This window comes from Methylobacterium adhaesivum (assembly GCF_022179065.1).
GTDB classification, from domain to species: domain Bacteria; phylum Pseudomonadota; class Alphaproteobacteria; order Rhizobiales; family Beijerinckiaceae; genus Methylobacterium; species Methylobacterium adhaesivum.
Genome location: NZ_BPQD01000014.1, coordinates 106,478 through 123,320, shown reverse-complemented (window position 1 = coordinate 123,320; position 16,843 = coordinate 106,478). Strand labels below are relative to the sequence as shown.

17 protein-coding genes, 1 tRNA gene and 1 pseudogene are annotated in these 16,843 nt (G+C 68.9%); 13 read left to right on the top strand and 6 right to left on the bottom strand.

Features of this window, described 5'->3' with window-relative positions; all coding sequences use genetic code 11:
- Positions 1-175: 175 nt before the first annotated feature.
- The 3 genes from MFF01_RS12105 to MFF01_RS12095 all read left to right on the top strand — a co-directional run bounded on the left by MFF01_RS12105 (position 176) and on the right by MFF01_RS12095 (position 1,750).
- Positions 176-430, top strand: a complete 255-nt coding sequence (locus tag MFF01_RS12105) for a zinc-finger domain-containing protein (protein WP_238225662.1) — start codon at positions 176-178, stop codon at positions 428-430.
- 5 nt (positions 431-435) lie between these two features.
- On the top strand, positions 436-1,626 hold the full coding sequence (locus MFF01_RS12100; RefSeq protein WP_238225660.1) for an FAD-dependent monooxygenase: 1,191 nt from the start codon (positions 436-438) through the stop codon (positions 1,624-1,626).
- 37 nt (positions 1,627-1,663) lie between these two features.
- A tRNA-Leu gene (locus MFF01_RS12095) sits at positions 1,664-1,750 on the top strand.
- Between the two features lie 397 nt (positions 1,751-2,147).
- Here MFF01_RS12095 and MFF01_RS12090 read toward each other — a convergent pair.
- From MFF01_RS12090 to MFF01_RS12080, 4 genes are all read right to left on the bottom strand, one after another.
- The gene (locus MFF01_RS12090) at positions 2,148-3,194 is read right to left on the bottom strand and encodes a hypothetical protein (protein ID WP_238225658.1); all 1,047 of its coding nucleotides are present in this window, start codon (positions 3,192-3,194) and stop codon (positions 2,148-2,150) included.
- 95 nt (positions 3,195-3,289) lie between these two features.
- Positions 3,290-3,802: a DUF4365 domain-containing protein gene (locus tag MFF01_RS22165; RefSeq protein ID WP_353959553.1), complete on the bottom strand. Its 513-nt coding sequence runs from the start codon at positions 3,800-3,802 to the stop codon at positions 3,290-3,292.
- Between the two features lie 313 nt (positions 3,803-4,115).
- Positions 4,116-4,988, bottom strand: a complete 873-nt coding sequence (locus tag MFF01_RS12085) for a DUF4336 domain-containing protein (protein ID WP_238225657.1) — start codon at positions 4,986-4,988, stop codon at positions 4,116-4,118.
- A gap of 138 nt (positions 4,989-5,126) precedes the next feature.
- Positions 5,127-5,522, bottom strand: coding sequence for a hypothetical protein (locus tag MFF01_RS12080; RefSeq protein WP_238225655.1), 396 nt, complete (start codon positions 5,520-5,522; stop codon positions 5,127-5,129).
- A gap of 154 nt (positions 5,523-5,676) precedes the next feature.
- Between MFF01_RS12080 and MFF01_RS12075 the strand changes: the two genes are divergently transcribed.
- The 5 genes from MFF01_RS12075 (at position 5,677) to MFF01_RS12055 (ending at position 9,034) form a co-directional block, all read left to right on the top strand.
- Positions 5,677-6,810, top strand: a complete 1,134-nt coding sequence (locus MFF01_RS12075) for a sensor histidine kinase (RefSeq protein WP_373319738.1) — start codon at positions 5,677-5,679, stop codon at positions 6,808-6,810.
- The gene (locus MFF01_RS12070) at positions 6,807-7,271 is read left to right on the top strand and encodes a response regulator (RefSeq protein ID WP_238225653.1); all 465 of its coding nucleotides are present in this window, start codon (positions 6,807-6,809) and stop codon (positions 7,269-7,271) included. Before MFF01_RS12075 ends, MFF01_RS12070 begins: the two co-directional genes overlap by 4 nt.
- Before the next feature lie 150 nt (positions 7,272-7,421).
- The gene (locus MFF01_RS12065; protein WP_238225651.1) at positions 7,422-7,697 is read left to right on the top strand and encodes a hypothetical protein; all 276 of its coding nucleotides are present in this window, start codon (positions 7,422-7,424) and stop codon (positions 7,695-7,697) included.
- On the top strand, positions 7,694-8,524 hold the full coding sequence (gene blaOXA / locus MFF01_RS12060) for a class D beta-lactamase (protein WP_238225650.1): 831 nt from the start codon (positions 7,694-7,696) through the stop codon (positions 8,522-8,524). The genes MFF01_RS12065 and blaOXA overlap by 4 nt, the downstream gene beginning before the upstream one ends.
- Positions 8,525-8,590: 66 nt before the next feature.
- The gene (locus MFF01_RS12055) at positions 8,591-9,034 is read left to right on the top strand and encodes a DUF3291 domain-containing protein (RefSeq protein ID WP_238225648.1); all 444 of its coding nucleotides are present in this window, start codon (positions 8,591-8,593) and stop codon (positions 9,032-9,034) included.
- On the opposite strand, the gene MFF01_RS12050 is transcribed toward MFF01_RS12055, so the two are convergent.
- Positions 9,006-9,518, bottom strand: coding sequence for a CinA family protein (locus MFF01_RS12050; protein ID WP_238225646.1), 513 nt, complete (start codon positions 9,516-9,518; stop codon positions 9,006-9,008). The two genes, MFF01_RS12055 and MFF01_RS12050, sit on opposite strands and share 29 nt — an antisense overlap.
- Positions 9,515-10,829 (bottom strand): annotated as a pseudogene (locus MFF01_RS22110) (bifunctional 2-C-methyl-D-erythritol 4-phosphate cytidylyltransferase/2-C-methyl-D-erythritol 2,4-cyclodiphosphate synthase). Before MFF01_RS22110 ends, MFF01_RS12050 begins: the two are co-directional and overlap by 4 nt.
- A gap of 116 nt (positions 10,830-10,945) precedes the next feature.
- On the opposite strand from MFF01_RS22110, the gene dusB reads away from it, so the two are divergent.
- The 5 genes from dusB to MFF01_RS12015 all read left to right on the top strand — a co-directional run bounded on the left by dusB (position 10,946) and on the right by MFF01_RS12015 (position 16,650).
- Positions 10,946-11,998 carry a tRNA dihydrouridine synthase DusB gene (gene dusB / locus MFF01_RS12035; RefSeq protein ID WP_238225640.1) on the top strand — a complete coding sequence of 351 codons (1,053 nt, stop codon included), beginning with the start codon at positions 10,946-10,948 and terminating at the stop codon, positions 11,996-11,998.
- Positions 11,995-13,134: a two-component system sensor histidine kinase NtrB gene (locus tag MFF01_RS12030; protein ID WP_238225638.1), complete on the top strand. Its 1,140-nt coding sequence runs from the start codon at positions 11,995-11,997 to the stop codon at positions 13,132-13,134. Before dusB ends, MFF01_RS12030 begins: the two co-directional genes overlap by 4 nt.
- 9 nt (positions 13,135-13,143) lie before the next feature.
- Positions 13,144-14,604: a nitrogen regulation protein NR(I) gene (ntrC, locus tag MFF01_RS12025; RefSeq protein ID WP_238225636.1), complete on the top strand. Its 1,461-nt coding sequence runs from the start codon at positions 13,144-13,146 to the stop codon at positions 14,602-14,604.
- Positions 14,605-14,814: 210 nt separating this feature from the next.
- On the top strand, positions 14,815-16,188 hold the full coding sequence (locus tag MFF01_RS12020) for an adenylate/guanylate cyclase domain-containing protein (protein ID WP_238225633.1): 1,374 nt from the start codon (positions 14,815-14,817) through the stop codon (positions 16,186-16,188).
- Between the two features lie 204 nt (positions 16,189-16,392).
- The gene (locus MFF01_RS12015) at positions 16,393-16,650 is read left to right on the top strand and encodes a hypothetical protein (protein WP_238225631.1); all 258 of its coding nucleotides are present in this window, start codon (positions 16,393-16,395) and stop codon (positions 16,648-16,650) included.
- Positions 16,651-16,843: the final 193 nt, after the last annotated feature.

The window sequence follows — 16,843 nt, the reverse complement described above, 5'->3', positions numbered from 1 at the left end:
GCCGGAAAGGCCCTCTGTACGACCCCGCGCGCGCGAGGCCAACCCTGGCCGCGCGGGCCCTGCACCGGGCGCGGAGGCGGTCCGGGCTAGGCGCCGGGGCGGGGAGGGGCTAGACAGCTAGGCGACGACGGAGGTCCGGGCGGGTGAGTGCCGGGCCGGCAGGCAGGACGGGACGATGGCTGACAAGGCGGTGCCGCACTTCCACAACGATGCGGGCGTGGCCGTGATCCATGTCGGATCGCGGGAATTTATGTGCATCGGCGCCCGGCCGCCCTTCGATCATCCGCACGTGTTCCTCGACATGGGCACGGACGACGAGATCATCTGCCAGTATTGCTCGACGCTCTACCGGTATCGGCCGAGCCTGAAGGCCGGGACCGCCGATCCGGCGGCCTGCGTCTGGGACGACCGGACCACGGCCGCCGCCTGAGCCCCGTGCCTCCCCCCTCGACGGGCTGCCACGTCGCCATCGTGGGCGCCGGGATCGGCGGCCTCACGGCGGCCCTCGCCCTCGACGCGGCGGGGCACACCGTCACCCTCATCGAGCGCCGCACGGGCTTCAGCGAGGTCGGGGCGGGGCTCCAGATCTCCCCCAACGCGAGCCGGGTCCTCATCGATCTCGGCCTCGGCGCGGCCCTGCGCCGGGCGGCGAGCGAGCCGCCGGGCGTCGTGGTGCGGGCCATGGCCACCGGGCGGACGCTCGGCGCCATTCCCCTCGGGGCCGCGCACCGCGAGGCCTTCGGCGCCCCCTATTACGTGATCCACCGGGCCGACCTGCAGACCCTGCTCCTCGACGCCGTGCGGGGCCGCGCCGGCATCCGCCTCCTCATGGGCCGCGACGTCGTCGGCCTCGTGGAGGCGGCGGACGGCGTCAGCCTCACCCTGGAGAGCCATCAGGGCGCCCGGTCAGAGACCTTCACGGCCGATCTCGCCGTGGGGGCTGACGGGGTGCGCTCGCGCCTGCGCGGGCACCTCGACGCGGCACCCCTGCGGCCCTGGCGCGCGGCGGCGTGGCGGGCCCTGGTGCCGCGCGAGGCGGTGCCGCCCGACCTCGACGCCGAGGCCACGGGCCTGTGGCTCGGCCGCGACCGCCACGTGGTGCACTATCCGATCCGGGGCGGCAGCCACCTCAACGTCGTCGCGGTGGTGCCCGAGCGCGCCGGCACCGACGATTGGGGCCAACTCGGCGAGACCGCCGTTCTGCGCGCGCGCTTCCCCGATGCCGCGCCGCCGCTCGCCGCCCTGCTGAACCAACCGGATTCGTGGCTGGTCTGGTCCCTCGTCGATCGCGCCCCCGCTCGGCCCCTGGCCCGCGGGCGCCTCGCACTCCTGGGTGATGCCGGCCACCCGATCCTGCCGTTCCTGGCGCAGGGGGCGGCCCTCGCCATCGAGGACGCCGCCGTCCTCGCCGACGCCCTCGGCACCGGCTCCGTACCCGAGGCCCTGGCCGCCTACGCGAAAGCCCGCGCCGGCCGCGCGCGAAAGGTCCGCGCGGCCGCCCGCGCCAACGGCCGCACCTACCACGCCGGCCCCCTCGTCGGCCGGGTCCGCAACGCCGTGATGCACCGCCTCGGCCCATCCGGCATGACCCGCCGCTACCGCTGGCTCTACGGCTGGACGCCTTGATCTCGCGGCCCGCCCCCGCTACCGCAGGGATCGGCATGCGGACGTGGCGAAACCGGTAGACGCACGAGACTTAAAATCTTGCGGCCGCAAGGCTGTGCGGGTTCGAGTCCCGCCGTCCGCACCAATCCATTGAAATCGTGAGCGGTGCCAGCGAGATGCTGGCAATCCTTTGTTTTTCGGCGCTTGTCGCAGAAGGCTCACAAGTGGACTTCTCGACGTTCCTCACGTGGGTCATGTCGTTAACCGAGGGGTCCATATCGGCCAACAGCCCCTCGACGCGCTTGGCCGAAGCCACCGTGAGAAGGTCCTGAAGGAGCGCCTGTCGCTCAAGGCCATTGCTGCGGCGTGGATCCAGAGAGGCGAGTGGTCGTCCATCCTGCCCAGGGTGCTGGACAGCGGGGCGGACCTCACGGGGTTCCCCCACCTGTTCGATACGAGGGCCTTGGGGGCGGCTTCGACGATCATGGGCAATCCGTCGATTGACCTCGCGAATAGCTCTTACAAGGGCAATGGGGAAGGATTCATTCAACCTTCAGGGAAGTAATGGGATATAGTATCCATCGCTTTCCAGCCCGCACTAAGTTCCCAGAAACGCGAACGGCCCGTCCAGCTCTATGCGCTTCGAGGGCGGCAAGATAATCCTCTGGCGCAACTCGGGTTGAAACTGATATGTCGCCTCTATCTGGCGACTCCCACCTTATCACCACCTCACGTGGGCTCACGTTATGCAGCAGGTCTGCGGGGTTTTCCTTAGAGGCCAACCTGACTATAGGTCCAGAGATGATAACTGGAACTTCATTTTCTTCCTGGCGCTCCTTCAAAATCTCAGAAGCTTCTTTTATCATACGTATATTTACAGGTCTAAGGGTAAAGCTCCACATATCCAGGTGGTCTTCCGGCAGTGTCCATTCCGTTGAAAGCTCTATACCAAAGCTAAGACTTTCAGCGCCGATCTCCTCGTACATCCCAACGACTTGATCGCACATGTCAGCGCTCCAGCCCCCCTGAAAGGTTGCCTGCAGTGGCCGTGAGTTTTGTGCGACTTCGGCCCTCCTCACAGAACGAAAGCCCGTAGCGATGCGTCGAACAACCGCCCGTTCAAACGGTGCAGGATGCTCCTCCTCCGATAGGAGCGTGACGTCTGGTGGGGCGCCAACCGGTGCCTCCACGACAAAGCCAAAGCTGCCCTCAAATGTGTGGGCAAATCGGCATCGATCAACAAAATCTTCGCAGTCAGATGTAATAACTTGAACCGTTCGTTCTGGCCTGACTTCAGTTGCCGCTGCAGTGAGAAGTAATCGCCGCATCCTTCGGATAAATGCTTCTGCAGTTTTCAGATTGATGCTTTCCCCTCGCCAAACAACTGAGTCAGGCAAACGCGTGCGAATCACATCGGAGCCGATCCTGCGTACAGCCGCGAGCACTTCGTTTATAGAAATCCCATCGAGATCAGAGAGGGTGCGCAGAGCGAAGTGAATACGTTTAGAAGCGTCCTGCCGTTGGGGAACATCAGGTAGTACGATAGTAACATCTGGAGAGTCAGCTTCAGTGAATACAAAGAGGATCACGCCCTCTCTTGCTAGGCTTCTCTGCTGCCAGCCACGAGAGCGAAGATAGCGCCGCAAGTAGGGTAAGATGGCTGTAGGGGGCTCGACTGGATTGGTCATAGCCCAGCCCCCGCTCTTCCCTCAGACAAAAGATTCAATAAACTACCAACCGAAAGCAAGTTGGTGCGAGGAATTTGTATCGTGACTGTGCGCGAGTTGACGGTCGATGCTCCGGACGGCTTAAACCAGTAGCACCCATGTCGTATTGACGTTTCCCTCTCAGTCGCCCGAAACCAAAACATTTCACTTTTGGGCAAACAAAGAAGCAAAAGAACAAACGGAACCGCAGCCGGCGACCTTGTTACAAAATCATTGAAAGTTTCCGCCTCTAAATCATAAGCGATATGAGTATCGCTGCCCCGCCAACGAGTGCTGGATTTTAGTTGGAAATCTAAAGCTTCACCTGACTCAACGCGACGTCCATTTGCCCTGATGATTACGGGCCTGAAGGAACCATCGACCCCGCAATCATGCGCTCGTGAGTCCACGAGGTTCACCCCCGCCATGCCGGCTAACGCGTGTACATACGCGACCGAGAGACTTTCCTGCGTGTGCTGGACCGTCTTCATCACACGCTTCGGCGTTGTTCAGAGCGGCGTCGAATCACTGACTTTTCATGCCGGGTTCGGTGCAGGCCAAGAGCCTGGGAGGGCAAGCTACCAGAAGACTCGGCTAAGGTTGAGTCCCGTAGTTCTGAACTGCCAGATCGCAGACGGTGTTCGACCAAGTTGTGCGCAACTCGGCCGGAGCGAGATAGGGACCTCCGCGTTTCCCCTCGCCTGCCGCTACAAAGACCGCCCCCCCGCCAGCGCCAGAAAAATGCTCGATATCACGAAGATTTGCAGTGGTTCCGAGAGTCTCCCATCGTCCGCACCAAAGCTATTATCGCCGCCGTCTCCCCGCATAGGCTAGAGCCGCGATCACGCCCACGACGGCGACGCTCGCCAGCGCCGTCGAAGCACGCGGCGCGGCGGGCGCCCGATGGTTCGGGTGGGACGCCCGGCCGGCAGTCTCCTCGTCCGGTCCCACCAACCACGCCAACGACCGCCGTAACTCCCCCGCCGCATCGCGGTCAAACCACTGACCGTGCGAAAAAATCACCCGGTCGGGCGCGAGGGCAATCAGGCGCCGCGCCGCGTCGGCCGCCGCCCGGTGGTTCAGACGAAGGAGCAGCCGCAGGTAGAGCGGGGCTCTGCCGTCGGGCGCGACGATGCCGAGGAGCCGGGCGAGGGCGCGGGCGGGCGGCGGCAGGAGGTCGCCTTCGAGGTTGATGACGAGGTCCGTGAGGAGCAGCGTCCGGCTGGGGCGGTGGAACAGGGCCACCTCCCGGAACACCGGGCCCGCCACGAGCACGCTCTCGATCTCGTCCGCCCAGGAGCGGGGGGCGTGGTCGCCGAGCTCGGCGTCGATCCGCACGCCGGAGCGGCGAACCTGGCCCCGATCCTTCAACCCCGGCACCGCCCAGGTGATGGCGTTGGGGCAGGCGGCCTGCCAGTCGCGCAGGAACAGCCAGTGGCCGACGCTCGGCGCGACGAGATGGCCAATGCGGCCCAGGCGCTCCACGGCGCGCTGGAGGCCGGGCTCGTACGGGATCGGCGAATGCAGGAGCAGCTCGCCGCCCGCCAAGCGCAGGACCGTCATCCGGAGGGGCAGGGGAATCCCGCCCGCATGGAGGGGCGGTGCATCGACGATCCAGACCCCGTCGGCGACGGGCTTCGGCACGTTCAGGGGTGGATAGCTGATTGCGTGCGCCATGCCGAACCTCTCGCCTCGCTGCTCAGGGCTTCGTCTCGAAAAGAAGCGTCCGGGTCTGCGGACCGATGCGCCGGGGACCCGAATGCAAAAGGGGCCGCCCCTCGGCGACCCCCTTCGCAACGCTATGGTGAACCCGGCTCAGTAGCCGTAGCCGTAATAACCACCGCCGTACCCGTAGGCCGGGGCGTAGCCGTAGCCGACGGCCCGGGGACCGCCGTAGGAGTATCCACCGTAAGCGGGGTAGCCGTAACCGCCGTAGCCGCCGCCATAGGAGTTCGCCGCGATGGCGCCTGCCGCGAGGCCGGCGATGCCGAGACCCACGATGGCGCCCGTGCCGATGCCGCGACGTCCATAGCCACGGCCATATCCGCCACCGAAGCGTCCGTAGCCACGACCGTAACCACCGTGGCCGTAGCCGTAACCGCCGTGTCCGTAACCACCGTGGCCGTAGCCGTAACCACGGGCCTCGGCCGGGGCGGAGGCGAGGATGCCAAGGCCGAGAACGGCCGTCGAGACGAGTGCGAGGGTCCGCATTCGGTATCTCCTGCTGTTGTGACGATTGTCTCACCAACCGTTCAGAGCCAGGACCGTTCCGTTAACGGCATTCGGCTACGATCACGGGATCGGGAACGCGCAACCGGGCGTTGACGCCGGCTTTCCGCCGGTGCACGGGCATGGGGGAGGCTTCATGGGAAGGATCACCGCCGTGCCGCACTCCCGGCAACCCCTGCGTTCTTCCGCCGAAGCCGCGGCCTCCCTGGCGACCCTGCGCCGGGGCGACCAGCTGTTCGAGACGGAGCGCCGGCTCAATGCAGTTCTGAACAACGCGTCGGTGTCGATCTTCCTCATGGATGACCGGCAGCACTGCATCTACATGAACCGCGCGGCCGAGCATCTTACCGGCTTCACCCTCGCCGAGGTGATCGAGCGCGACTGCCCGCTCCACGACATCGTGCACCACACCTATCCGGACGGTCGGCCGTTCCCCCTGGAGGAATGCGCCATCGACCGGGCCTTCCCGCAGAACAATCATGAGCGGGGCGAGGAGGTGTTCGTCCACGCGGACGGACATTTCTATCCCGTCGGCTTCACGGCGAGCCCGATCCGGGACGACGCGGCGAACATCATCGGCACGATCATCGAGGTGCGCGACATCAGCGAGGAGAAGGCGGCGGCCGAGCGGCAGCGCCTCCTCCTCAACGAGCTGAACCACCGGGTGAAGAACACCCTGGCGACGGTGCAATCCATCGCCGCCCAGACCTTCCGTGGTCAGACCGACGTGGCCGCGCGCGAGGTGTTCGATGCGCGGATGGCGGCCCTGTCGACGGCCCACAACGTCCTCGTGGCGGACAATTGGGAGAGCGCCAGCCTGCGCAGCGTCGTCGAGCGCACTCTCGCACCGCATTACCTCGCCGAGATCGATCCGGAGCGGTTCCGGATCGACGGTCCCGATGCCCGGCTGCATCCGAAGGTGGCGGTGACCCTGTCCATGGCGCTGCACGAACTCATGACCAACGCGGCGAAATACGGTGCGCTCTCGGTGCCCGAGGGCCGCGTTGCGGTCACATGGACCCTCACGGCCATGGCGGACGAGCGGCAGGAGCTCGCCCTCACCTGGGAGGAGTCCGGCGGCCCCGAGGTCGCTCCTCCGACGCGAAAGGGATTCGGCTCGCGGTTGATCGAACGTCAGCTGCCCCTCGAGTTCGACGGCACGGCGGAGATCGATTACCGCAGCGCAGGGGTGGTGTGCAGGCTCCGGATCCCCCTGACGGCGTTGGGGTGGATGGGACAGGACGCGATGACCGGGCACGTGTCCCGATGACGATGCTTCACGGACGCCGTGTCCTCCTCGTCGAGGATGAGAGCCTGGTGGCGATGCTCGCCGAGGACATGCTGACGGAACTCGGCTGCGAGGTCGTCATCGCCATGCGCCTCGACAAGGCCCTCGCCCTGGCGCGCACGGGGACGTTCGACGCCGCCGTGCTCGACGTGAACCTCGGCGATGCGCGCAGCTATCCCGTGGCGGATGTGCTGTTCGAGCGCGCCCTGCCATTCCTGTTCGCCACCGGCTACGGCGTGCAGGGGCTCGAGCCGACCTACCAGGACGTTCCGGTGCTGCAGAAGCCCTACCAGCAGCGGCCGATGGGCCACATGCTCCACCATCTGCTCACCTGCGAGGTGCCGCCCCGCAAGCGGACCGTTCCCTCCGTCGCCACCGGCTGCACCTGCGGGGCCCCGGTGCCGCCCGCGGGGCCGACGTTCCGCGCCGATTCGCCGGCGTAGAGTCCCGTCACCGAAGCGGGATTCCGGCTGTCGGTTCACGATGCGCACGGGATCGGCAGGAGACCGGCGCTTCCTTCGGTCGCCCGCCCGCCCCGCTGCAAAGGCCGGCGTCGGTTGCTATGATCCCGGCTCGGCAGCACGGGATGTCCCATGAGCGTCACCCTCCTCGGGGCCACGACCCTCGCGTTCCTGTTCCCCGCCCCGGCGGAACGGCCGGCCTTTCCCGATCCGCCCCGCGGGACCGGCTGGGCCATCACCGCCGTGGCGGTGTTCCTCGGTCTCGTGACCCTCGTGCCCCTCAGTCTCGCCCTGGCCGACAAGTGGGTGATGGAGGCGCGCGCCGCCGAGTGCCGGGCGGCGGGGGGCCGGATCGTCCACGCCTCGGCCGACGGGCGCGCCTATCGCTGCGATCGTCCGAGCCCATGAGACGCCCGCTCGGTCTCGCGCTCCTGGCCGGTTTGACCGTCACGACGCCCGTGGCCGCCCGGAGCCTGTGCACCATCGTGGCGGAAGCGACCGATGGCGCCGTCCTGCTGGAGGAGGGCGACTGCCGCACGCGGGTGACGCCGGCCTCGACGTTCAAGATTCCCCTGGCGGTGATCGCCTTCGAAGCGGGCCTCCTCAGGGACGCCCACCATCCGGTTCACACCTTCAAGGCGGGCTATCCCGATTGGGGCGGAGCGGCGTGGCACGTGCCCACCGATCCAACGCGCTGGCTGGCTCACTCCGTGGTCTGGTACTCGCAGATCGTCGCGCATCGGCTCGGCCGCGCGACGCTCGAAGCGCAAACCGCCCGCCTCGGCTTCGGCAACGCGGACTTCTCCGGCGATCCGGGCCAGGACAACGGCCTCGACCGGGCCTGGATCATGTCCTCGCTGCGGGTCTCGCCCGCCGAGCAGATCGATTTCCTGCGCCGTCTCGCGACCCGGACCCTGGCGGTCTCAGCCCACACCCTCGACGAAACCAGGAAGATCGTCCCTGTGAATCGCACCGGGGACGGTTGGAGCCTGCACGGCAAGACCGGTACGGCGTTTCCGCGCAAGCCCGACGGCAGCTTTGACGAGGCCCGTGCCTATGGCTGGTACGTGGGTTGGGCGGAGCGAGACGGGCGAACGCTGGCGTTTGCGCGGCTTGATCAGGACGAGACGAAACAACCGGTCTCCGGGGGGATGCGGGTCCGCGCGGAATTTCTGGAGACGTGGCCGGCGCTCGCCAGATCCTTGGGACAGCCCCGACATCCGCCGGTACCGTGAGCGGACGGACAGCGGCACCCCGATGACGATCCTGAACCCTTGTCCCGATCGGAGCGGACCCCACCCATGCCCTTCATCAGCGTGACGCGCCTCCGGCTTCGCGCGATCCGATACCTGCCGGGTTTCGCGTGGTTCGCCGTACGGTCCCGCAACCAGGCCCGCCGGGCGGCCGGGTTTCGCGGCGGCGCGCTCTTGAACGACCGGCGCTGGACGTTCTGGACGGTCACGGCCTGGGACGACCGCGCGAGCATGCTGGCCTACATCACCGCCGGGCCGCACCGGAGCGCCATGGCGCATCTGGCGCGGTGGTGCGACGAGGCGTCCATCGTACATTGGGATCAGGCGGACGCGGCCCTCCCATCCTGGCCGGAGGCCGACCGGCGCATGCGCGCCGAGGGCCGCCCATCAAAGGTGCGTGATCCGAGCGAGGACCACGCGTCCTTGCACTTTGCCCCGCCGCGTCAGGCGGTGGCGGCGGCGGTCACGCCGGTTGCGCGTCCAAGCCCATAGCGTCCTCGAGCAGCGCCAGGGCATCCGCCACGGCGCGGCGACGAATCTCGGCCCGGCCGAGGTCGCCGTAGCGGCGTTCGAGATGCCGCGTCGGAGTGCCTGTCGCCGCGAGGCCGAAATGCACGAGCCCGACGGGCTTTTGCGGACTGCCGCCGCCGGGGCCGGCGATTCCGGTGATCGCCACCGCCACATCCGCCTGCGACCGCTGGAGCGCCCCCTCCGCCATGGCGCGGGCCGTCTCCAGGCTGACGGCGCCGTAGGCGTCCAGGAGGGCGCCGGGTACGCCGAGACAGTCGGATTTCGCCGCGTTGGAATAGGTGACGAAGCCCCGCTCCAGCACGGCCGAAGAGCCCGGCACGGCGGTGAGAAGCCCGGCGACGAGACCGCCGGTGCAGGATTCCGCCGTCGCAATCCGCCGACCCGCCGCCGCGTAGGCGGCGACCAGCCGCTCCGCCCGGGCCATGAGGGCGGGATCGTCGATCACGAACGGCGCTCGGAGGTCTCGGCGGCGCTGTCGATGTCGATCTCGGGCAGGCGCACGGTGGCGGCGGCCTGGGCGGCGAGCCCTTCCGCGCGTCCGACGAAGCCGAGCTTCTCCGTGGTGGTCGCTTTGATCGAGACGGAGGTGAGGGGCACGCCGGCGATCTCGGCGATGCGGGCGCGGATCGCCTCGCGGTGGGCGCCGATGCGCGGGGCTTCGGCCAGGACGGTGATGTCGAGGTGGTCGATCCGGCCGCCGCGCGCCCGCACGAGGTCGCACGCATGCGCCAGGAAGCGATCGGACGAGGCGCCGCGCCACTGCTCGTCGGAGGGCGGGAAGTGCGTGCCGATATCGCCATCCGCGATGGCGCCCAGCAGGGCGTCCGTCAGGGCGTGGAGGGCGACGTCGCCGTCCGAATGGGCGAGCACGCCCCGGTCGGCGGGGATCTTGATGCCGCCGAGCCAGACATGGTCGCCCTCCGTGAAGGCGTGCACGTCGAAGCCGGTGCCGAGGCGGGTGAGGTAGGTCGTCATGGTGGCTCCAGGCTGGCCGGGTTTCGCGAGGAGGGACGCATGTCCCTCAGGTGGGGACGGCCCCGGAAAAATCACGGTCGGCGTCGATGAGATCGGAAGGCTGGGTGATCTTGCGGTTGCGGGGGTCGCCGTCGAACACCACCACGGGGAGCCCGGCCCATTCGGCCAGGGCCCCGTCGTCGGTGAAACCGTCGAGCCCTTCCGCCCCCGCCGCGCGATGGGCGTCGAGGAGGCGCCGGAACACGAAGGCCTGGGGCGTCTGGACGGCGCGCAGATCGGCGCGGTCCGGCGTCTCGACCACGCGGCCGATGCCGGCGGCCACGGCCTCGACGCGCTTGACGGTGTCGGTCACGGCGATGCCCGGCACCGCCGCGCCGTAGTCGCGCCCGGCGGCCAGCGCCCGGTCGATGAGGGCGGTGTCGACATGCGGGCGGGCCGCGTCGTGGACGAGGACGAGATCGGGCGCCGCATCCTCCAGGGCTTCGAGGCCGGCCCGAACGGAGAGCTGACGCGTCGCCCCGCCCGGCACCGGAGCCCGCAGCTTTTCACGGGCCGCGGCGGGCAAATCGGCGACGCATTCGTGGTAGAAGGCTTCGGCGTCCGGTGCGATCACCGGTTGGATGGTGACGATGCCGTCATGCGCCGCCAGGGCCGCGAGCGTCCGCGTCAGAACGGCCTGGCCGCCGACGCGGCGATATTGCTTGGGCACGTCGCCGCCGATGCGGATTCCGCGACCGGCCGCGACCACCACTGCCGCCGCCTCGAACGCGGTGCCGGACATCGTAACGCTCCCGCGCATGGGTGAGATCGAGCCCAGCGTTTAAGCGGGGCATAGCCCGAAATCAAATCGCGCCGGCCGCTTGCGCCCGACGCGGTTTTGTCTATTCGTTGAGCACAATGATCGATGATGATTATTTGAGCGTTTTGCGCTCGCCTACCCCGGAAGCCTCCGGCACCGAGCCACGCCCGGTGCCGGTCCTCCTCGCCCCCCTCTCGGGCGTCACCGACGTGCATATGCGGCGGATCGCCCGCCGCTGCGGCGCCAGCGCCGTCGTGTCCGAGATGGTTGCGGCGGCCGAGTTCGCGCGCGGCAGCGTCGAGGCCACCTTGCGGGCCGAGGGCGGGGGCATCGATCCGCACGTGGTCCAGCTCGCCGGCTGCGCCCCCGAGCCGATGGCGCAGGCGGCGCGTCTGGCCGAGGACGCCGGCGCCGCCGTAATCGACATCAACATGGGGTGCCCGGCCAAAGCCGTGACCGGAGGTGCGGCCGGTTCGGCCCTCATGCGCGACATCGAGGGCGCCACCCGCATCCTCGCCGCCGTACGCGGCGCCGTGCGCATCCCCGTGACGGTGAAAATGCGACTGGGATGGGACCATGCCAGCCTCAACGCCGCCGAACTCGCGCGGCGGGCCGAAGGCCTCGGCTTGCGGGCCGTCACGGTCCACGGCCGCACCCGCCAGCAATTCTACAAAGATCGGGCGGATTGGGGCGCCATCCGCGCCGTCGCCGAGGCGGTGTCGATTCCCGTTTTCGCCAACGGCGACGTCACCACCCTGGACGAGGCCCGCGCCTGCCTCGCGCAGTCCGGCGCGGTCGGGGTGATGATCGGCCGCGCCGCCGTGGGCCGTCCCTGGCTCGTCGGCGCGATCGCGGCGGGGCTCGCCGGCCGCGACGCGCCGGTGCTGAGCGAGGCCGACAAGGCGGCGTTCGCCATCGCGCATTACGAGGGGCTGCTTGCCCTCTACGGCGTCCGCATGGGTGTGCGCCACGCCCGCAAGCACCTGGCGGCCTATGCCGAAGCCGGCGGCGGCCTCTCGACGGAGGCCCGCACGCAGCTCCTCACCACGACGGACCCCGCCCGCGTGGTCGGCCTGCTGGCGGCGGCCTTCGGCGCGGCGACAGGGGATCGATCGATGGGGAGCGGAACGGCGATGGGGGAGGCGGCATGACGGGCCAGGACGAGTTCGACGGGCCGCCCATCGGCGCCCCCACGAGCGAGGCGGTCATCAACGCCCTGCCGCTGCCGGTGCTCACCATCGGGGTGGACGACCGAATCCTGCACGTGAACCACGCCGCCGAAACGTTCTTCGATCACTCCGCGCGGCTGATGCAGCGCCGGCGCCTCACGGACATCATCCCGTTCGCCTCGCCCATCTCGGCCCTGGTGGCGGAGGTGCGCCGGCGCCGGGCCAGCGTGAGCGAATACGGGGTCGAACTCGTGCAGCCGCGCTCAGGGCAAGAGCGCAGCGTCGACGTGTTCGCCACGCCGCTCGGTGACGAGGCCGGCCCCGTGGTGCTCATGCTCCAGGAGCGCACCATCGCCGACAAGATGACGCGCCAGCTCACCCACCGGGGGGCCGCCCGCTCCATGGTGGCGCTCGGCGCCATGCTGGCCCACGAGATCAAGAATCCGCTGGCCGGCATCCGCGGCGCCGCCCAACTCCTCGAGCAGGTGGCCACCGACGACGACCGCCTCCTCACCCGGCTCATCTGCGACGAATCCGACCGGATCGTGCGCATCGTCGAGCGCATGGAGCTGTTCGGCGACGAGCGACCGGTAGAGCACACCGCCGTCAACGTCCACGGCGTTCTCGATCAGGTGAAGCGCTCGGCCCAGTCGGGCTTCGCCCGCCACATCCGGTTCGTCGAAACCTACGATCCGTCCCTGCCGCCCGTGCGCGCCAACCGCGACCAGCTCATCCAGGTGATCCTCAACCTCGTGAAGAACGCCGCCGAGGCCATCGGGGCCGATACGGTGGACGGCGAGATCACCCTGTCGACGGCCTTCCGCACGGGCCTGCGCCTGCAGATCCCGGGCTCGCGCGAGCGCGTCAGCCTGCCCATCGAGGTGGCGGTGCGCGACAACGGCCCGGGCGTCACCGCCGACCTCCTGCCGGACCTGTTCGATCCGTTCGTCACCACTAAAGTCCAAGGCTCCGGCCTGGGACTTGCTTTGGTCGCCAAGATCGTCGGCGATCACGGGGGCATCGTGGAGTGCGATCCCGCCCCGCGCCGCACCACCTTCCGCCTTCTCCTTCCCATGTCGAGCGCCCGCGACGGGCGCGAATCCAGCGCGGAGCTGTAGAGCAGCCTCATGCCCAACGGCCACATCATCGTCGCGGACGACGACGCCGCCATCCGCACCGTCCTCAACCAGGCGCTGTCGCGGGCCGGCTACGAGGTCCGCTCCACCGGCAACTGCGCCACCCTCTGGCGCTGGGTCGCGCAAGGGGAGGGCGACCTCGTCATCACCGACGTGATGATGCCCGACGAGAACGTGTTCGACCTCCTGCCCCGCATCAAGCGGGTCCGGCCCGAGCTGCCGATCATCGTCATGAGCGCGCAGAACACTTTCATGACGGCGATCCGCGCCTCCGAGCGCGGCGCTTACGAGTACCTGCCGAAACCCTTCGACCTGAAGGAACTCATCGCCATCGTCGGCCGCGCCCTGTCGCGCCCGCGCGGCACGCCGGCCCCGGGGGCGGACCCCGGCAACGAGGACATCCCCCTGGTCGGCCGCTCGCCCGCCATGCAGGAGATCTACCGGGCGCTCGCCCGCCTGATGCCCACCGACCTCACCGTGATGATCACCGGCGAGTCCGGCACCGGCAAGGAGCTCGTCGCCCGGGCGCTGCACGATTACGGCCGGCGCCGGTCCGGCCCGTTCGTGCCCGTCAACATGGCGGCGATTCCCCGCGACCTCATCGAGTCGGAGCTGTTCGGCCACGAGAAGGGCGCCTTCACGGGGGCGCTCACCCGCTCGGCCGGGCGGTTCGAGCAGGCCGAGGGCGGCACCCTGTTCCTCGACGAGATCGGCGACATGCCGATGGAGGCCCAGACCCGGCTCCTGCGCGTGTTGCAGCAGGGCGAGTACACCACCGTCGGCGGCCGGGTGCCGATCAAGACCAACGTCCGCATCATCGCGGCCACGAACAAGGACCTGCGCGTCTCGATCCAGCAGGGGATCTTTCGCGAGGACCTGTTCTTCCGGCTCAACGTCGTGCCCTTGCGCCTGCCGGCCCTGCGCGAGCGCTCGGAGGACGTGCCCGACCTCATCCGGCACTTCTTCATCCTCGTCGAGCGCGAGGGCCTGAGCCGCAAGCAGCTCGACGGCGAGGCCATGGAGCGGCTCAAGCGCTACCGCTGGCCCGGCAACGTCCGCGAGCTCGAGAACCTCGTCCGGCGCCTCGCCGCCCTCTACCCGCAGGAGACCATCACGGGCCCGGTCATCGAGGCCGAGCTCGACACCCTGCCCCTGGCCCCGAGCCAGCCGGCGGGCGGCGCCCCGCGCAAGGCCGGGGCCGAGGGCGAGAGCCTGTCGGGCGCCGTGGAGCGCCACCTCGCCGACTATTTCAGCAACTATCGCGACACCCTGCCGCCGCCGGGCCTCTATCACCGCATCCTGCGCGAGATCGAAGGCCCCCTCATCGGCGCGGCGTTGGCCGCCACGCGGGGCAACCAGATCCGCGCGGCGGAGCTCTTGGGCGTCAACCGCAACACCCTGCGCAAGAAGGTGCGCGACCTCGACCTGCAGGTGTTCCGCAACGCGCGGTGACGCCGCGCCGCGCATGACGATGGCGTGATCGAAAGCCCCCGGCCGGATGACGAGGGCTTACCTGCGCGTTCATGACAGGCCGGGTCGAAAGGCCTTCGCCGCCCGACACCGCCCTGCGGGCCGGAACGTGGCGCCGCGGCGTCCCTCCTCTGGCCCGAACCGGGCCCCAATGTAAGGGACCGGCCCACCCGCTTCTCCATCCGGAGCCTCATGCGTTTCTCCACACCCCGCCGCCCGGCCCAGGGCGACCCCACCGTCATGCGGCTGGTCCAGACCGCCTCGGGCCGGCGCTCCCTCGTGCTGCACCTCGTCATCGTGCTGGTCCTGCTCGCCACCGCGCAGGGGTTCGATGGATCGACCCACACGGTCAATCACTGGATCGTCCTTGTCGTCTACGCCGTTTGCTCGATCTGCCTCGGCATCGCCGACTGGCGCGAGGCCTATCGCGGCCGGCGCCGCGAGTACGGCGGCACCGATCCGGAAACCTCGGCCGATCCGGAATGGCTCGCCTGGACCGCGACGCTCCTCAACGCCGGCGTCGCCCTGTTCCTCGTGGTCGAACACATGATCGTCGGCGCGGTGGAAACCGGCGAGACCGCCACGGCGGTGAGCCGCCTGCCGGCCTTCCTGCTCCTGCTCCAGACGGGCCTGAGCATGCGGGTGCTGCACACCGCCGTGTTCTCCGGCCTCGTCAGCCTCGCCTGGGGCAGCACCATCGTGCTCGCCCTCGTCGATCCGGACAGCGCGCTGCTCGGCCCCCACGTCACCCTCGCCGAGGAGGTACCGGGGCTCCTCACCTTCATGGCCGCGAGCCTCGTGGTCATCGATGGGGTGCGGCGCCTGCGCTCGGCCGTGACCACCGCCCTCAGGATGGAGCGCGAGCGCACCGCGCTCGCGCGGTTCGTGCCCACCCGCGTGGTCGGCGAACTCGAGAATGCCGGCCTCGAAGCGGTCCGCTCGCGCCACGCCTGCCTGTTCGCCCTCGATGTGCGCGGCTTCTCCGCCTTCACCCGCGACCATGCTCAGGAGGAGGTGGTGCGCGCGCTCCTCGATGTCCGGGCCCTGACCCACGAGACGGTGACGGAGCATGGCGGCATCGTCGACAAGTACGTCGGCGACGGCATCCTCGCCCAGTTCGTCGCCGGGCGGCCGCAGGCCCAGGCCCATGCGGCTCTCGCCTGCGGGCGCGCCATCCTCGCCCGTCTCGGCAGCCTGAACGAGGAGCGCGCCCGGGAAGGGCGACCGACGTTGCGGATCACCATGGCCCTTCATTGCGGCGAGGTGCTCGTCGGGGTGTTCGACGACGGCCATCGCGCCGAATTCACCGTCCTCGGGCAGGCGATGAACACGCTCGCGCGGATCGAGGCCCGGGCCAAGGCCGAGAACCTGACGCTCTCGGCTTCGCAAACCTTCCTGCAACTGCTCGGTCCGGCGGTGCGCTCGAACCTCGCCCTGACGGCGTTGCCCCCGTCCGAATGCGACGACACCCGCGGCCTTCCCCTCTACGCCGTGAACTGGCCGGAGGCGCCTCGCCCGCCCGAGCGCGTACCCGCCGCCTGGGGCAGCGGCATCGGCGGCTTCTGACCCTCTCTGACGAGACGCCCGCTGCGCCGTCGTACCGGGGGCCGGGGCCGGCGGTATCCGGGCGTTTTCGTCAGGGACTCTAATCCATGTTGCCGCGTGCGCGGCGACACGTCATGGCGGAGAACGAGGCCCTATATCAGTATCAGACAGCAACGAACGCACCGCTACCGCAGTGCAGACTGATCAAGGGATTATTAACAAGCCATGATGAACCGTATCGCCGCCGCCACCGCCGCCCTCGTTCTTGGTGTTGCTTCCGCCACGTCGGCCATGGCCCTCGACCGGCCGACTCGTTACACGGGTTTTGCCAACGAGATCGAGACCACCGGTACGATCTACGCTGCCCCGGAGTCTCGTTCTCCCTATTCCTGCGCGATGAGCTCGGCCGCCGAAGGCAACGCGAATCAGCAGAACTTCCCGGTGCAGCAGTACGGCCAGACCTCGGGCGGCAACCGCTGCTGATCCCGGCAAGGCCGGTGTCGTCATGCTGCTGAAGGGTTTCTCCTACGCCATGGGCGCCGCCTTCGCCGGCGGCCTAGCTTTCACCCTCGTGGGGGCGTCGCAGGCTTTCCTGAGCTCCTGAGCAGGCTCTTCCAAGCCCGTCGGGTACGCGCCATCGTATGACACGAATCAAAACGGCGGGGCGCGAGCCCCG

Excerpts from the sequence above, each read along its gene's own strand:
- MFF01_RS12105 (WP_238225662.1), top strand. The coding sequence starts at position 176 with ATGGCTGACAAGGCGGTGCCGCACTTCCACAACGATGCGGGCGTGGCC.
- MFF01_RS22165 (WP_353959553.1), bottom strand. The coding sequence starts at position 3,802 with ATGAAGACGGTCCAGCACACGCAGGAAAGTCTCTCGGTCGCGTATGTA.
- MFF01_RS12085 (WP_238225657.1), bottom strand. The coding sequence starts at position 4,988 with ATGGCGCACGCAATCAGCTATCCACCCCTGAACGTGCCGAAGCCCGTC.
- MFF01_RS12080 (WP_238225655.1), bottom strand. The coding sequence starts at position 5,522 with ATGCGGACCCTCGCACTCGTCTCGACGGCCGTTCTCGGCCTTGGCATC.
- MFF01_RS12075 (WP_373319738.1), top strand. The coding sequence starts at position 5,677 with ATGGGAAGGATCACCGCCGTGCCGCACTCCCGGCAACCCCTGCGTTCT.
- MFF01_RS12070 (WP_238225653.1), top strand. The coding sequence starts at position 6,807 with ATGACGATGCTTCACGGACGCCGTGTCCTCCTCGTCGAGGATGAGAGC.
- MFF01_RS12065 (WP_238225651.1), top strand. The coding sequence starts at position 7,422 with ATGAGCGTCACCCTCCTCGGGGCCACGACCCTCGCGTTCCTGTTCCCC.
- blaOXA (WP_238225650.1), top strand. The coding sequence starts at position 7,694 with ATGAGACGCCCGCTCGGTCTCGCGCTCCTGGCCGGTTTGACCGTCACG.
- MFF01_RS12055 (WP_238225648.1), top strand. The coding sequence starts at position 8,591 with ATGCCCTTCATCAGCGTGACGCGCCTCCGGCTTCGCGCGATCCGATAC.
- dusB (WP_238225640.1), top strand. The coding sequence starts at position 10,946 with ATGATCGATGATGATTATTTGAGCGTTTTGCGCTCGCCTACCCCGGAA.
- MFF01_RS12030 (WP_238225638.1), top strand. The coding sequence starts at position 11,995 with ATGACGGGCCAGGACGAGTTCGACGGGCCGCCCATCGGCGCCCCCACG.
- ntrC (WP_238225636.1), top strand. The coding sequence starts at position 13,144 with ATGCCCAACGGCCACATCATCGTCGCGGACGACGACGCCGCCATCCGC.
- MFF01_RS12020 (WP_238225633.1), top strand. The coding sequence starts at position 14,815 with ATGCGTTTCTCCACACCCCGCCGCCCGGCCCAGGGCGACCCCACCGTC.
- MFF01_RS12015 (WP_238225631.1), top strand. The coding sequence starts at position 16,393 with ATGATGAACCGTATCGCCGCCGCCACCGCCGCCCTCGTTCTTGGTGTT.